This window comes from Pseudomonas sp. 3-2 (assembly GCF_019710535.1).
Classification (GTDB): Bacteria; Pseudomonadota; Gammaproteobacteria; order Pseudomonadales; family Pseudomonadaceae; genus Aquipseudomonas; species Aquipseudomonas pharyngis.
Map to the genome: position 1 here is coordinate 6,267,077 of NZ_CP081200.1, position 15,661 is coordinate 6,282,737.

11 protein-coding genes are annotated in these 15,661 nt (G+C 58.6%); all 11 read right to left on the minus strand.

The window, feature by feature from the left end:
* Positions 1-10 precede the first annotated feature (10 nt).
* On the minus strand, positions 11-493 hold the full coding sequence (locus tag K3819_RS28610) for a hypothetical protein (RefSeq protein WP_221398341.1): 483 nt from the start codon (positions 491-493) through the stop codon (positions 11-13).
* 28 nt (positions 494-521) lie between these two features.
* A complete protein-coding gene (locus tag K3819_RS28615; RefSeq protein ID WP_260329019.1) occupies positions 522-1,316 on the minus strand; it encodes a hypothetical protein in 795 nt (264 codons plus the stop codon).
* A gap of 16 nt (positions 1,317-1,332) precedes the next feature.
* Positions 1,333-2,697, minus strand: coding sequence for a lysozyme inhibitor LprI family protein (locus K3819_RS28620; protein WP_221398342.1), 1,365 nt, complete (start codon positions 2,695-2,697; stop codon positions 1,333-1,335).
* Between the two features lie 127 nt (positions 2,698-2,824).
* Positions 2,825-3,415 carry a lysozyme inhibitor LprI family protein gene (locus tag K3819_RS28625; protein WP_221398343.1) on the minus strand — a complete coding sequence of 197 codons (591 nt, stop codon included), beginning with the start codon at positions 3,413-3,415 and terminating at the stop codon, positions 2,825-2,827.
* Entirely contained in the window at positions 3,397-6,045 is a 2,649-nt protein-coding gene (locus tag K3819_RS28630) for a pesticin C-terminus-like muramidase (protein WP_221398344.1), read from the minus strand. The genes K3819_RS28625 and K3819_RS28630 overlap by 19 nt, the downstream gene beginning before the upstream one ends.
* Positions 6,046-6,096: 51 nt before the next feature.
* Complete coding sequence (locus tag K3819_RS28635; RefSeq protein WP_221398345.1) at positions 6,097-8,139, minus strand: type VI secretion system tip protein VgrG; 2,043 nt, start codon at positions 8,137-8,139, stop codon at positions 6,097-6,099.
* Between the two features lie 28 nt (positions 8,140-8,167).
* On the minus strand, positions 8,168-9,169 hold the full coding sequence (locus K3819_RS28640) for a serine/threonine-protein kinase (protein ID WP_039765160.1): 1,002 nt from the start codon (positions 9,167-9,169) through the stop codon (positions 8,168-8,170).
* Entirely contained in the window at positions 9,166-9,894 is a 729-nt protein-coding gene (locus K3819_RS28645) for a PP2C family serine/threonine-protein phosphatase (protein ID WP_039765158.1), read from the minus strand. Before K3819_RS28645 ends, K3819_RS28640 begins: the two co-directional genes overlap by 4 nt.
* Complete coding sequence (gene tssM, locus K3819_RS28650; protein ID WP_085647081.1) at positions 9,894-13,433, minus strand: type VI secretion system membrane subunit TssM; 3,540 nt, start codon at positions 13,431-13,433, stop codon at positions 9,894-9,896. The genes K3819_RS28645 and tssM overlap by 1 nt, the downstream gene beginning before the upstream one ends.
* A gap of 13 nt (positions 13,434-13,446) precedes the next feature.
* The gene (icmH, locus tag K3819_RS28655; protein WP_064600459.1) at positions 13,447-14,322 is read right to left on the minus strand and encodes a type IVB secretion system protein IcmH/DotU; all 876 of its coding nucleotides are present in this window, start codon (positions 14,320-14,322) and stop codon (positions 13,447-13,449) included.
* A 5-nt stretch (positions 14,323-14,327) separates the two neighbouring features.
* On the minus strand, positions 14,328-15,659 hold the full coding sequence (gene tssK, locus K3819_RS28660) for a type VI secretion system baseplate subunit TssK (RefSeq protein WP_039765155.1): 1,332 nt from the start codon (positions 15,657-15,659) through the stop codon (positions 14,328-14,330).
* Between the last annotated feature and the right edge of the window lie 2 nt (positions 15,660-15,661).

Below are 15,661 nucleotides of genomic sequence, written 5' to 3' on the forward strand. Positions count from 1 at the left end.
ACAGCGGCGATCACAAATCCTTGAACGTCAGCAGCCGGAACTCGTTATTCACAAACTCGAAGTAGCGGGTTCTGTAGCGGCTTTCTAGCTCATTACCCTTCGCATCCTCTTCGGTATCGGCCGCAATGCCGGAAACAATGAGCAAACGACTATCGGGCTTGTTCGACAGGCTGAAGGTATTGCCGTCGTATGCATTCGGCAGTCCGCCGACAACCTCCCCCGTACGAGCATCCAGCACTTCGCCGCAAATGGCACTGCCACCACAACCGACTCGGTACAGGATGTAGTGCCCGGCAAAGTTGACCTTGCCTTTGAGTGCCTGTGCACGATCCATATCCATCATCGGGTTGCTGTGTTTTTGCGGCACCGGTTGGTGATTAATGCCGGTGAACACTGGGGTGACGGTGTAATCCTTGAAGGCTAGGTCAGCGGCGAAAGCCACGGACGTGACAATGGTCAGGAAGCCACCGAGTAGAACTGAACATCCTTTCACGCTGTAACTCCGTTCGGGTCCTGCAGGCTTACTCAAAAGCCATGCTGCGAACCGCTGTTTTGATTTGTTCAAATCCTTCGGCGCTGATCGCCAGCGGGGTGGGCGAGCCTGACTCCGCCGAGCCGATCAGCACGCTTTCGCCGCGCAGCAGGCAGAACGCGACGCGGGTGATGTGACGTCGTGACTTGTCGTGGAAACCGAAGATGAACCCCGAGGACTTCTCCCCACCTAACGCCTCAAAGGTGTATCTGTTTTTTGGCCCCGCCAGCGACGTCGGCTCCCAACCATGATCGGTCAGGGTCGCTGGGCATTTAAGGTTGTTACTCTCTCGCACTAGTTGCAACTCAATCGTGTCATCAAGCGGCGGCTTCTGAGTGGTGAGCGCAGAAAAGTTGTTGGCGTTTTCACACATAACACCGAACCAGGGCTGGCTCAGGTTTGTGGGCTTTTTGAAATTCCACTCATAACCCGTCAAGGTCTGAGCTTGCGATAAACGCGGAGCGCTAGAGGTTTCAGGCAGTTGTTTGGTCGCAGTGAATACCAGATCAGGCATATTGAACTGCAACCATTGATCTTTCGAGAGCGTCATTGAAAACCGACAAGGTGCCATATCGACCGCAGCTTCGGTTGGGCCTTGCGCGATCTGCGACTGACCCGACGCATTACCCACCGAGACAACACTTGCGGCGGCATGACTGGCCTGCGCGAAAGCAGCAACGCTGATCAGCAATACCCGCAGATATCGACGTCTCACGAAACCCGGAATCGACAAGTCAGGCACAGTTCCACTCACTTGGAATTTAACGGCAAAGAATCGCGACACATCCGCGCTCCGAGTTTCAAATGCAGTGGCTCGCCTTGATCGGCTCTGGAACTTGCGACTTCAATCGCGCCACGCTGTCGACGCCCGACCGATAACCTTTTTCAGCCGCCATTTGATAACAGGCTAATGCCCGAGACATATCCTTCGTTCCCAACTCGCCACCCTCAAAAGTAGATGCCAGATAAAACATCGCTTCCTTGGAGCCCATGTTAATCGCCCGAATGACCTGCTCTTCTGCCTGCTTGGGATGGAGGCAAGGACCGTTATAGTCGGTGGAGTTTCCTGAGCAAAGAAACGTGGCATAGCCCAACGCACCACTCGGTATTTTCGAGGCCGCTTTGAACAACGCCTCAACCTTGCTGGTTTCCAACTGAGATGCCATCTGCGAAAGACTCAAGCTTGCCGCTGATAGACTCGCCTCAGGGTCACCCGATTCTGCCGCACAGACATAATTTTCCAGGGACGCTTCTAACAATTCCGCAGTCAGACGGTATTGCTCAAGCGAACCCAGCCCTCCCAAAGCCTCGGCACGTTGATCACAGAAGTTCTCGGCACGGCTCATTGCAGGGTTACGTGTTGCGACAAGATCCTTCTCGCTGATCGACCAGTCTTCAACGCCTTCAAGCACCCAGCACGCCTGACGAGAGAAATTGAAGATTTTTACATTGCTGTTGCCCGCCCGCTTATCGACCACGTTGACGTGACTGTCATCGACTTCTTCAATCTCGACTCCAGGTGTCTTGCCGGGTGTGATGGCGGCCATCAGCGGGTAGGTGAAAGAAGCTCCGCTGACACCCGAGGTCGAAGGCTCAAAGGTACTACGATCCTTGCCGGCAACCGGCTTCAACACCAGCGATTTGACTGTCATCGCAGCGAGACGGCGTTGTGATTCACTGCTGGCGGAAAATGCTGTCAGGAAAGCAGGGAATTCCTCCGAAGGACAAGCGCCGTTGGCCGGCGCCGTCGAAGTGCTCTTGTCGGATGCAAGAACAGGGACGATCTTGTCCAGGTACGCCGAGCGCTCGCGACTCATTCTGGCGATGCACGAGTTAACCGCAAACACATGCGCCGGCATCCCCGTCTCAATCTCGAACGCCTCCAACGGGCAGTTCGCATCGCGCAATTTCAACCATGCACGCTGCGACTCCTTGACCTTCGCCGCGTACTCCGCGCCCAACGCAGGATCTGTTCGATAGTCAGATTCAAGCCGCGTCATCAACTGCTTGTAACTGACATTCAACTGCGCATCGGCAGCCTTCTTCGCCGACTCCGAGCAGGGCACCATTTCCAGGCTTGAGGTGACATGGCTGCAGTCGTCCTGCGCATAGGCCGCTGAAGCCGGCAGCAGCATCGCCAGCAGGGTTAAAACAAAACGGCTCACTGTGTTCATCCTTGAGTCATTCGGGCTTTGCGTTTGACAATGGAAAAATAGGGACAGACTCGTTTTTCTGAGACTACTAAAAGGTGATCTGGTCCTATTCACCACTCTGCATCACCGCGACCAGCAATCAAAAAATCGGAATCTGAAAACGCATTCTCCCCATGCACCGATCTTTAGCCTCGCTGAACAACCTGGATGTTATCGCGCAGTTTTCTTCTGCATATCCTTTCCAAGCCGATCCGAAATCTTCGTTACCACCGACAAACTTCAAAGCTTCCGAATAGTTCATGGCAGTGGCTTTTTCATTAACTAGCGATACGGCCTTATAAAAACCATCCCCTATGACTCCGGTCCGAAGATAAACAAGTTCAGCCACACGAAAACTCGTCAACTGCTTCTTACACGACAATTGCTCAATCGGAGACTCTCCGCCCTCTTCATCATCGTTTTTGCAGTATTCATCCCTAAGGATTATCCATTTTTTTTGCGTAGAAAGCAGCTCCGCCCTAGTTGATGAATCGAGCTCGGCAGACAAAGCTTTGTATTGCTCATTCAGGACTTTATCAATTTTTTCAAACGATTTCTGGGAACAGCTGATAATGTCAGGATTCGCTGAGTTAACGGAGCTACAATCAACATCGGCCGACGCAGCGCCGGTAGAAAGAAATACGACCGATAAAACAGAAAAGACTTTCTTCGTCACTTCCAGCAATTGCATTTCAACGCCTCCTCAAAAAATACCGCTTCTTTTTCACGTCTAGTGGCTACACCGACGGTATTAGGGTCATTTTCCCAAAGCCGCTTCATGCTACGTAGCCGGGATGGAATCAGTTCGGGCTTATCGTTATCAAAATCTTCTTTTATCTGTTTCATCTCTAGCCGCTTCAACGCCTTAGCGGGCGTATTCCCTGATAAGGAATTGCCCCGATTCACTACTAGAGAAAGTAATACACCCTGACAATCCGGATGCAAATTTATAGCTTTAGGGTATACATCAACAACTTGTTGCGCATACCGTTTTTTCATGATGACAGCCAACTTTAAAGCATTATCCTTACTAATGGATATCGAGCTGACGTTGTGCACATAATCGCGCGCATCTTGACCTTTCTTGCCAAGAGCTCCTTTTAATCTTTCTATTTCTTCAGGGGTATACAGGTCTTTAAGCTCCGCATCAACTCTCGCTGCTGTTTGCTGCCCCAGATCGTAACCATAACCTATCGTTACTCCACTGCTGGCATCAGGCAATGCATATGGATGTTCTCGATAAGCTTCGATTGCCAACAGAAATTCAAATAGTTTCTTCGATACTACATATGGCCCAACTGTTGTGTCGAGGGTATAGACTTCAGCCTTGCACTTTTCAGGACAGCCGGACAAGAAACCGCCCAATAAACCAAGCAAATGAATATGCTGAACATTATTATCATTGGTTATGCCATGTTTCCCGACCAGCTTATCCCACCAACTCAAGCGTTCAATTCGAAGTTTTTCTTCCACCCACTGCTGATGAGGATCCGAGACACTATGCCCAATCAGCTCGTCCAGCGAATCCCACTTTTCTCTTTTGAACTGCCACTCGCTTTCGTAACGCGTAACCATTTGGGATATCGGCTGAGAAAACCAAGGCTTGCTTAACGCTTCTTTGATTTCCGCAGGCGTAAGTTTGTTGTCGCCGTTTTTATCAAGCATTTTGTACAAATGCTGCTTTGCGGGGCCGTCATTGGCATTGCCAACGTTTGGCAAATATGTCGCTCGCTCTTCCTCGGTCAAATTTTCCTGAGCATGGAGAGATGCAGCGAGGTGGTCCGCATTACTGACAGTTTCTTCGATGAAACTGAAACCTTCCCACTCAAAGGGTGAATGCCGCGATAACTTGGTATCTGGCTCTGCAAACCATCCATTGAGCTCATTCCCGTCGGCATCACCCAATACCCCGTCCAAGCGCCACCACAACGTATAGGTAGTGCTTCCTCCCATGACGACAGGAACCTTTATTTTTCTCTCAGCCGGTAAAGCTTCCAGCACTCCGACAGGAACCAGAAAATCATAACCAACCGTTTTGTGCGGATCAGTCACTTTAGGTGGATTGGTAGGACCCATTCCCTCCACGTGAGTAACCACCACGCTGCCTTTAGGAATTTTCACTAGCGTTTTTTCAGCTGCTGGCAGTCCCGCAGCCTTCTCTTTGCTCAGCGCGGTAAAGGCCTTCACGTCTTCACAGCTGAACAGCTCAACGTGCAGTAGATTGTTGGGGGCCGAATCGGAGTGATTCTGATACTTCCCTACATGTCCAATCAGACTGCCCGCGGTAATCGGGAATGGAGTCGCCAAGACATGCACGGCGTCCTTTTCGGCTGGCTCACTCTTGGCCTCAAGTAGCCCTTCCCAGACATATCCAAGCACCTCCCCCGCTGCCAGCGGTGGAACAGCATTCCCGCTGACGATCTCCAGCAGTTTCTGGTACTTGCCACGCGTCCCGTCGTTTCCGATTTTAACTTGCGTACCGTGCGGCAAAATTGCTCTCACAGCGCCTGACTGGCTGGCAGAGGCGCGCACAACAAGACCCTTCTGAGGCGGAGTCATTGGGTCTTTGGCAGCAGCACCAATGACGTAAGTATTGGTCGTTGGACCTGCGGTCATCTCTCTTTTGAATACCCAGCCTGTACCGGGCGGCAGGTCGCTACTGGCAGGCGTGACGCTAACAACCTTGAGCCAACCATTGTGCTCTTCGCCTGTCTCGACAACCGTGCCGCGATTCAAAACTGTCAAGACCGTTGCATACCCGGGCCTTCCTCGTGGTTCCTGGCGGACACGTAAGCCCAGGAGTTCGTCATTGGCAGTTGCCTTCACCTGCAACGTACCGCCGCTCCAAAAGGCCGGCCGCGACAGTGCCGGAGTTTCTTCGTAGCTTTTCCATTGCAACAAATGCATGTACAGACTGAAAAAGGTAAGACTCGGGCCGGGAACGGGTGCTGCAGGAGGGGATCCCGCTGGTACCTGCGGCGCTGGCGGCATCGGCACTTCCAATCGATGTTTGACCAATACAAAGCCAGTGGAAAAGTCGGACTGGGTTGTACCGAAATTTGACTTGGGGTAGATGTTATCGATTCGATAGGCAACCACTTCCCCGTCCGCTATGCATCGGACTTCTGTCGAGTCCTGCACCAGACCCGAATCTTCATCGAAATGCACACCACCATGCCAAAGCCCATTGGCCCCCAACGGATAGAAGCCGTCCTTCGCTTTGGCTAACGCCTTGTAGAACTGTTGCGGATCGGTCGCTTCAGCTGTCCCCACTTTCAGGGGATACGACCATTTTTGAATTTTGTTTGTTGTCTCTGTCATTACCAATTACCTGAATTCTGATCCCTGGTGGCTTGGATTGCCGTCGATGTCTTACCCGGAGAAATTGAGCATGCGTTTCGGTTTGCGTTTGATCTTTTCCTCAGACGCATTCAACAACGCCTGATCCATCAAACTCCCCGCCTTATCCTTATCCGCCGCCCCCGGCAGCACCGGCGGCTTAATCCCGATCCCGGTGCCACTTCCCGCCGACCCGCCAGCATTAATCTTCACCACCGGCCCAACCACCGTCACACCACCGCCATCGAGCTTGATGAAACTGCCACCGCCGAGAATCGTCAGCTCAGTCCCCGCCTCAATGACAATCTTGTCCCCCGCCTTGATGTGAATCTCTTTCCCGACACTGGTCAGTTGCGCCGTCCCGAGCTTCACATGCTGGCTCTCACCAATGGTCAGGTGGTCGTCCATCCGCGCTTCGATCTTGCGATCGGAAATCGTGGTGCGGTGTTCTTCAGCCTTCAGCTCGGTGTAGGTGTTCTTCACTACGGTGTCGTGACGTTCATTCCCGACACGGATTTTCTGGTCGTGCTCGACGTTTTCATCCCAATCGCGCTGGGCGTGGATGAAGATTTGTTCGGCGCCTTTTTTGTCTTCGATGCGCAGTTCGTTGTAGCCACCGCCGCCCGGGGAGCTGAGGGTTTTGAAGACGCTGCGGGTTTTGTTCGCCGGGAGGGCGTAGGGCACCGGGTTTTCCTTGTGGTACAGGCAGCCGGTCACCAGGGGTTGGTCGGGGTCGCCTTCGAGGAAGGTGACGAGGACTTCCATGCCGATGCGCGGGATGGAGATGGCGCCGTAGCGGTCGCCGGCCCAGGAGCTGGAGACGCGCAGCCAGCAGCTGGTCTTGTCGTCGGCCAGGCCTTCGCGGTCCCAGTGGAATTGCACCTTGATGCGGCCGTACTGGTCGCAGTGGATTTCTTCGCCTTTGGGGCCGGTGACCATGGCGGTCTGGCTGCCGAGCACGCGGGGCTTCGGGTGCTCCAGCGCGGGGCGGTAGAACACGTCCCACGGGGTGGCGAGGAAGCGGTTGCGATAGCCCTGGTGGAAGTCGTCCTTGTTGTCGGTGGTGTCGCTGGTGACCGACTCTTCGAGGACTTGCGGCTGTTTGCCTTCGTGGAAGATTTCGGTGAGCAGCCATAGGTCGTTCCACTCGCTGCGCGGGTGGTCGGACATTTCCATGAAGTGGCCGCTGACGAGTTTGGTCTGGTCACCGCGACCTTCGGCCTGGCGGTAGTCGGCACGGTGGCGTTCGAGAGCGCGCTGGCTGAGGAACTTGCCGCGCGCGCGGTCGATGAAACGACCGGGGTAGTCGTAGTCTTCGAGATCCGGTTCAGTGCTCTCGCCGTCCGGTTTGTACGCGGCTTCCATTTGCAGGCGCGGTTTCTCGAAATCGTAGTCGCGGCGGGTGGTGCGGCTGGTGCGGGTTTCCAGGCGCAGCTTGAAGCCTTTGATCACCGGTTCTTCGGCGACCATGCCGCTGCCCTGCACGTAAGCGGTCGGTTGGCCGAGGTTGGGGAACACGGTCTGGTCATCGCCGAACACCAGCAGGTGACCTTTCTTGCTGTGCTGGAAGTGGTAGTGAATGCCTTCCTCTTCGCACAGACGCTGGACGAAGTGCAGATCGGTTTCGTCGTACTGCACGCAGTAGTCGCGATCCGGGCACGGCTGGCTGAGCTGGAAGCTGTAGGCGTTGCCCTTGATGCCGTGCTCGTCGAGGATCAGCGCGATGATTTTCGGCGCCGACATCTGCTGGTAGATGCGCTGGTTGGTGCGGTGATGCAGGTATTGCAGCTGCGGCACCAGCGAAACCTTGTAGCGGGTCAGGCGCTTGCCGGCATCGCCCTGGGCCACGCGGTAGATCTGGCCGTGGATGCCCGAGCCCTGCGGATCGAGGGCGAGGAATGCCTGTTTGTGCAGGAGTTTTTCCAGGTCCAGATCCGGGTTTTCGCTGACCAGTTCGATGTCGAAACGAAACGGCTGGCTTATGCCTTCGGTGCCGGTGAACGACAGGACTTGCAGGTCGCCTACGTAATCTTCAACAGTCAGGCTGAAGTGCGTTTCGTTAGCTGGGTTGAACATAAAGTGCTCCCTGTTCGAATGTCATCCGTTACGCCCTCAGCCGCAAACGCTGCAGCCAGGACGAAGTGGCGCCCAAGGCGTCACGCAATTGTTCGGCAGAAATGTTGCGCTCTGCCGCGTCAAAGGCCAGCGCGGTGCGCAGCGCGGGCCAGCAGTGTGTCGGCAGATTTGCCGGGGCTTGCAGTTCGCGATCCAGGTGTTCGTCACGGGCCTGGGTCGAGGGCAAGCGGCGGAACGGGTGTTTGCCGCCCGCCAGTTCATAGATCACGCAGGCCACGCCGTACACGTCCGCGCTGGCCGACAGCGGTTGGCCCTCAAGCAGTTCGGGGGCGGCGTAGCCCGGGGTCCAGGCGTTGAAGCGCTCGCGGCTCAGGTGCGGCAGGCCGGGCAGGATGCCCTCCTCGGCCTGCCCGAGACCGAAGTCAAAGAGGCGCACGCCGTCTTCGCTGAGCATGACGTTGCTCGGTTTCATGTCACCGTGCAGCACGCCGCGACGGTGGGCGTAGGCCAGCGCGTCGAGCAGCGGCAGCGCGATGTCGCGCAGTTCTTTCCACGGCAGGCCCAGCGGCCGCTCGCAGAGCAGTTTGTCCAGGGTCAGGCCACGCATGAGTTCCATGGTGATGAAGGCCCGCTGGCAATCGGTGTCCACTTCGAACGTGTGCGGTCGCAGCACATTGTCGTGGCGCAGGCGTCGGGTCAGGGCGAACTCGCTGTAGAGCAAGGCACTGGCATCCGGCGACTCGGCAAATTCTTCGCTGAGGATTTTCAGCGCAATGTAAGGATCGGGATCGCCGAACTGCTCGTGCAGGAGATCCCGGGCCCGGTAAACCGCACCCATGCCACCGGCCCCGAGCAGACGCTCGAGGTGGTAGCGGCCTGCCAGAACATCCGGCAGTGCGCCGACGCTGGCCTTGGTTGGCGCCAGCGCGGGTTCGGCGTTGTGCTGCTTTGCAAAAGCGAAATAGGTCAGGTTGTTGGCCTGCTCTTCGCTCATCAGCAAGTCATCGACTGAGGATTCGATTTCAGTCATTGGCGGATCACCACGGCCGTCAGGTTGTCGCGGGCGGCGCCCCGCAGGGCACCGTCGAACAGACGTTCCAGCGCCACATGTGGCGCCGCCAGGCTGAGGGCGTTGCCGAGGGCATCGCTGCTCAGGCCTTGATACAAACCATCGCTGCACAGCAGGAATACATCGCCCGGATACACCTCAAGCTCCAGCACATCCAGCGTCAGTTGTTCCGCCGCGCCGACCGCCCGGGTCAGGGCCTGGGCCGCCGGGTGCGCCGCTGCCTGTTCGACGCTCATCTGTTGCTCGTCGATCAATTGCTGTTGCAGCGAGTGATCCTTCGACAGCTGATACAACCGCTGCCCGCGCCACATATAACAACGACTGTCGCCGGCCCAGATGCAGGCCGCGCGATTGCCTTCCACCAGCAGCGCCACGACGGTGCTGCCCATGATGCTGTCGTGGCGCCCGGCGGTGACGGTCAACTCTTGCCCCAGGCGCCGGTTCAGCCAGTGCAGGCACTGGCGGATGGCTTTGAGGCGTTCGTCGAAGTCTTCGTGCTGCGGCAGTTCAGCCAGGCTGGCGACGATCAACTGGCTGGCGATGTCGCCACCCTGATGACCGCCCATGCCGTCCGCGACCACCCACAGCCCATGCTGCGGGGTGTCGAGGAAGGCATCTTCGTTGCGCGACCGCACCTTGCCCGGGTCGGTTCGCGCCGCGCTGCGCCAGGGACTGGCCACCAGCATCAGAGCTGCACCGGCATACGGAAGGTACGCAGCACGCCCATGTCGAACGGGTTCGGCGTGCGCTGGCTGGTCAGCAGGTAGTTGGCGCGCAGGCCACCCACGTCGGCTTTGAGCACCAGCACGTCGCGACCGGTCAGGTACTCGGTCTGCATCAGGTCGAACAGACGGAACAGCGACCACGGGCCGGAGTTCTTCTCGATACCGATCGGGCGCCCGGCCATCTTGTCCATGACCAGGCTGGTGCGACCGTCTTCAGCATCGGTCGGCCACTTGAAGCTCATGGGCAGGATCGGACCGTGGCGGTACTCCATGGTCTTGTCGCCGAACTTGAACTCGGAACGGCTGACCGCCGGATCGAGGGTGTACGGCTCCAGCTTGAACTGCACGGTCGGCTCGGCCGGGTTGATCGAGAAGAAGCTCTGGCGAATGTTCAGGGCCGCCGCCATCTGATCGAGGAAGACCTTCGACACCGGCAGGCTGCGACCGTCGACGCTGCGCATCCGGTAGTTGCCCGGATCACCGCTGACGAACGGACGCATGTAGCTGTCGAAGAAGCGGTCGATGGTGCCTTGAGCCCGGAAAAACTCGCGGAAATCGCTGATCGCCACATCGCTGGTGCTTGAGGCGCTGAACGGGTAACGCTTGTTGATGGTCTTGCCATACACGCTGTACAGCTCGTTCTGATAACGGCCGTTCAGGTACTGGTAGGCATCGTTGAGCACCAGGCGCCACGAGTCTTCGGCCAGCACGTTGAACCACACGCTCAGCGGACGCGGCAGACGACCCGACGCATTGCGCAGGTTCGTCAGCGCATCACGCTGGCCGCTCATGCGGGTCTTGGCCAGCTCGAACGCGGCCTGCTCCGGCGTGCTGGAACGGGCGAGGCCCGCCAGTTGCAGTTGCAGGTCGTTGAGTGCGGTGAAGGCCGGGGTCAGGTCAGCGGCCGGGCCGTTGTTGTCGTCGAGCAACTTGTGCAGCGGCTCGAAGCGACGTTGCAGGGACTTCTTGGCGGTGTCCGGCAGGTTCTTCGCCACGTTCAGGGCCGAGGCCTTGTCCGCTGCCGCCGCGGCGAGTTTGCCCACCTTGCCCAATTTGCCTTTCTGTCCGGCCAGCGCATCAGCCGCGTCACCCGCCTCGTCCACCGGATCGGCAGCGGCCGGGAAACGGGTGTTCTCGCGCACTTCGGTCAGCAGCGCCAGCACCGGCGAGTTGGCCGAGGTCAGGCCCGCCAGTTGCTCGGCGCCTTCACCGGCATCGCTGATCGGCGGCAGCGCCACCTGGCCAACGGCTTCGCTCCAGTAGTTGGCGTAGTCGCGGAAGTACAGTTGCTCCAGTTCGACCATCAGGCGACGCAGATCCATGTCGCTGATGCCCGCGCCTTCGCCCAGCACCCAGTTGTCACGCAGGATGTCGGTCACCAGCGACGCGCCTTGCACCGAAAAATACTGCTGATAACCGGTCTGGGTGTAGAAGCCCGGAATCACGTATTCAGTGCCGATGAACAGCGAGCCCTGCGGCCCGAGGTGCTGGCTGAAACGGTAATCCGGCAGGTTGCGCGCCTGCTCGCGGAGCATGCGGTAAACCACGGTCGCCAGCGACTCGCTGCGCAGGATCTGACGCGCCTGGGCCACCAGTTGCTCGTTGAGCGGATAGATAAACGGCTGCTGCAACAGACGCTCGAGGTGCGTGTTCAGACCGTTCTGCACCGCGGTGTTGCCGGTGTAACGCTGCGACCAGTCCGCCGCGATCCAGTCCTTGAGCCATGCCGCGTCACGACGATCCTTCATGTTCAGCATCAGGTACGCGCGCAGGCTGTTGATCAGCTTTTCGCGGTCCTTCATGTTGGCGCGGATCTGGCCTTCAAGCATCGTTGCAACGCGCGGCAGCAGTTGCTTTTCGAGCTCGTGCTCGTAAGCCTCCTTGACCACCGGATTGACGTCCTGGCCCTGATACAGACCCATCCGTTCGTGGTACGCCGCGTCGCCTTTTTTCGGGAACACCTGGGTGGCAGCGTAGCTGGTGTCGAGGGTTTTCAGTGCGCCCATGGCGTCATCGCGCGGCGACAGTGCCGTGCGTTGCTGCGTCCAGTTCTGCGCCAGATTGCGCAGGTTTTCCAGACGCTCGTAGTTGGCCGAGAAACCACCGGCCCAGAGCATGCCGAACAGCACCAGCGCACCCAGTGCGCCGACGTACAACGCACGCTGGCCCCAGTGGATGCGGCTGCGCTCGCGCTTGTCCAGACCGGCCAGATCGGCCTCGGGGAAAATCACCCGGCTGAGCAAGTGATGGATGAAACGCGAACGACCGCTGCGCAGCGTCGGCAGCACGCCGGCGCTCATGCCCAGACTCGCGCCGATGCCGGCGGTGGTCGAATCCATTTCCTGAGTCAGGTGCGGTGCGCTGGTCAGGTAGAAACCACGCAGTTGCGTCGCACGCTGGTAGCGGTTGCCGGTGAACGCCATGTCGACCAGCAGGCACAGACGCTCGCCGATCTGGCCCATCTGGTGCGGGAAGTCGAGGATGCGGCCACGGCGCTGGGTGTCGCGCTCGGAGTGCATGCGCATGATCACCTGGCTGTTGAGGCGACGCAGCAGCTCTTCGAACTCGTTGCGCAGCACCGTCACGTCGGTGCCGACCTGATCCTTGCGGAAACTGGTACCCAGCACCTGATCGCTTTCTTCGCGAGTCAGTTGGTCGAAGAACTCGTCGAAGCCCAGCAGCTTGTCGGCCTTGCTCAGCACCAGATACACCGGCACATCGACGTGCAGCTTCTGATAGACGTCTTGCAGACGCGCACGCACCTGGCGGGCCAGGGTTTCGATGTCCTGTTCGCTGCCACCGGTCAGGGTTTCCACCGGAATGGTCACCAGCACGCCGTTCAGCGGACGACCGCGACGACGCTTGCGCAGCAACTCCAGCAAGGTGGTCCAGGCGCTGCCGTCGACTTCCGCATCCGGCTGGGTCAGGTAGCGGCCGGCGGTGTCGATCAGCACACCGTGGTCGGCGAAGTACCAGTCGCAATGACGGGTTCCGTGGGTGTCACGGGTCAACTTGCGGTCGATCTTGTTGATCGGGAATTCCAGCCCGGAGAAGTCCAGCAGGCTGGTCTTGCCGCTGGCCTGCGGGCCGATCAGCAAGTACCACGGCAAGTCATTGCGCCAGCGTTCGCTGCGGCCGCGATACAGGCTCGAAGTCTTGAGGGTTTTCAGGGCGTCCTTGAAACGCTCCTTCAACTCTTTCTGCTCTTCGTCGATCAACTCTTCGCGGCGGATACGGTCCTGGCCGTCTTCGGTTTCTTCGACGGCTTTCTTGCGGATACCGGCGCGCCAGCTGACGAAGACCATGGTCAGGCCCCAGATCAGGAACAGCACGCTGATGGTCAGCAGACGCGAAGTCGCGCTTTCCCAGAACTTGTAGTCATCCACTGCCAACAACGGGCCGACGAACCACACCAGCAGCGCCACGAACAGCACCAGCAGCAAGGTCCAGACCCAGGTCTGGCGCAGGAAGGCGCCGACTTTCTTGAAAAACTTTTTCATCACACGTCCCTGTTTACGGCTGCGACTGCGGCGAGGCCGCGGCCGGATCAAGCGGCTGATATGGTTGCAGAACGGTGTCGCGCTGCTCGCCCAAGACCCAGGCGAAGCCCGAATACATCATCACCAGACAGACGAAGGTGAACAGCACCACCATCCACGCCGGCACGATGCGCACCAGGTTGCGGCGCTGATCGTTGAGGCCTTCCCACTGCGGCGACAATTCGCGCGGCACGTCGCCACGCAACTGACGGATCTGCCGGTACAGGGCGTCGCGGATGCCTTCGAGTTCCAGCATGCCGCGCGCCTGCACGCGGTACTTGCCCTCGAAACCGAGGGATAGGCACAGGTACATCAGTTCCAGCATCGGCAGGTGCTTGACCGGGTTTTTCGACAGCCGATCGAGCAGCTGGAAGAACTTCTCGCCACCGAAGGTTTCGTTGTGGAAGCTGCTGAGCAGGCTCATCTGCGACCACTCGCTTTCGTTGCCCCACGGCGTGGTCACGACGGCTTCGTCGACCACGGTGCAGAGCACGTAACGGGCGGCCATCACCTGGCTGCTTTCGGCGCCGTTGTGCAGGGCGCGCACTTCGAACAGCTTGAGCCCGGCGGTCAGGCGCTCGTTGAGCGCGTAGAGGTCTTCGCGGGTTTCACTGTGCTTGAGGCGCACCACTTCCGACAGCAGTTCGGACGACGCCGCCACCAGCGAATTGAGGCTGATGTTGAAGGCTTCCGCCGGGCGCAGGCGCGCGGCGTAGATCATCCGTTCTTCCAGTTGTTCGAAGCGCGGTGGCGCAGCGAAGTCGGTCAGCGGACTCGCCGCCGGGCCATGGCCCTGACGGTCGAGCAGGACGGTTTTGTCGTCCTGGTTGTGTTCCATGTCCTTGATCATGTCGGTCAGTTCCTGATGGCCCAGAATTTCAGTTCAAGCTCGGCAAATTCGCCGGACACGTGGAACGCGAAGCCGCCGGAGCGCTCGAGTTGTGCCAGGTCTTCGGAACTGAGTTCGAGGATGAAATAGGTTTTGTTCGAGTGGAACGCGATCTGCCGTGGGGCAACCGGCAACGGTTTGACCTTGATCCCCGGCAGGTGCAGGTTGACCAGTTGGCGGATGCGCTCCACCGGGCCGACCTTGAGGTGCGCAGGCAAGCGGTTGCGCAATTCTTCGGAGTCGCAGTTGGCACTGGCTGCCAGCACGAACGACGCCGAGCCCAGCAGTTTGTGGTCGTGCAGCGGCGACACGATGATCCCGTACTGACGCGCTTGCAGGATCAGTTCGATGGCGTGCTGTTCCAGCACCATCGACAGCACCTGACGGATCGACTCCATCAGTTTGCGGAAGCTCGCACCCTGGTCGGCGTGGGAGTAGCGGCTGTCCAGACGCGGGCGTTTGCTGTCGCTGGAGAACGTCGCCAGATCGCCGAGCATGGTCAGCAGCGTGCGGTACAACTCTTCCGGGTGAACCTGTTCCAGGCCCAGGTAGTGGCGCAGCAGCAGTTCGGTGCGGTTGATCAGTTGCAGCATCATGAAGTCGCCGATTTCCGCGCCACCGACCTTGCCGTTCGAACGAATACGCTCGGCAATGGTGTCGCCCCGGTGACCGAGCATGCTGATCACTTCTTTCAGGCACGACAGCAGGTAGCTGGAGGCGTGGGCCTGAATGTAGGTCGGCACGAAATCCGGGTCGAGGCTGATCACGCCGTCCGGCGTGGTGTCGAGCACGTCGCAGATCTTCAGCTTCACGTAGGCCTGGTCGCTCTGCTGCTCGCCGAGCAACAGCTTGAAGTCCGGGCGACCGCAACTGACCTGGCTGGCTGAATCATCACCGGCATTGGAGTCGGCCACTTCGGCGTCATACGCGGTGTAACGCGCCAGCACGTCGGACTGCTCCGGGCGACGGGCCTCGATGTGGTTGCCGGTGACCAGTGGCAGCGCCAGGTAGATCGGCGTGTTGCCGGTGTTCGGCGGCACGTCCAGCGCCAGCGGTTCGGTGTTGCCGCCGAGTTCGAACAGGCTGCCGTCCGGCAGAATTCCCGAGGCTTCACTGATTACCAGTTTGCCCATGTTGAGGAACTGCAGGTCGATCTCAAGGTTCAGGAAACCCCAGGTGTAGCCGCCCAGCAACCGGGTGCGGGTCTTCATCTGGTGATCGTAGTAGCGGTCGTTGTGCTGGAAGTGCTGCGGACGCAGCAGCATGCCTTCCTGCCAGATGACTTTATGAGTATTCATGA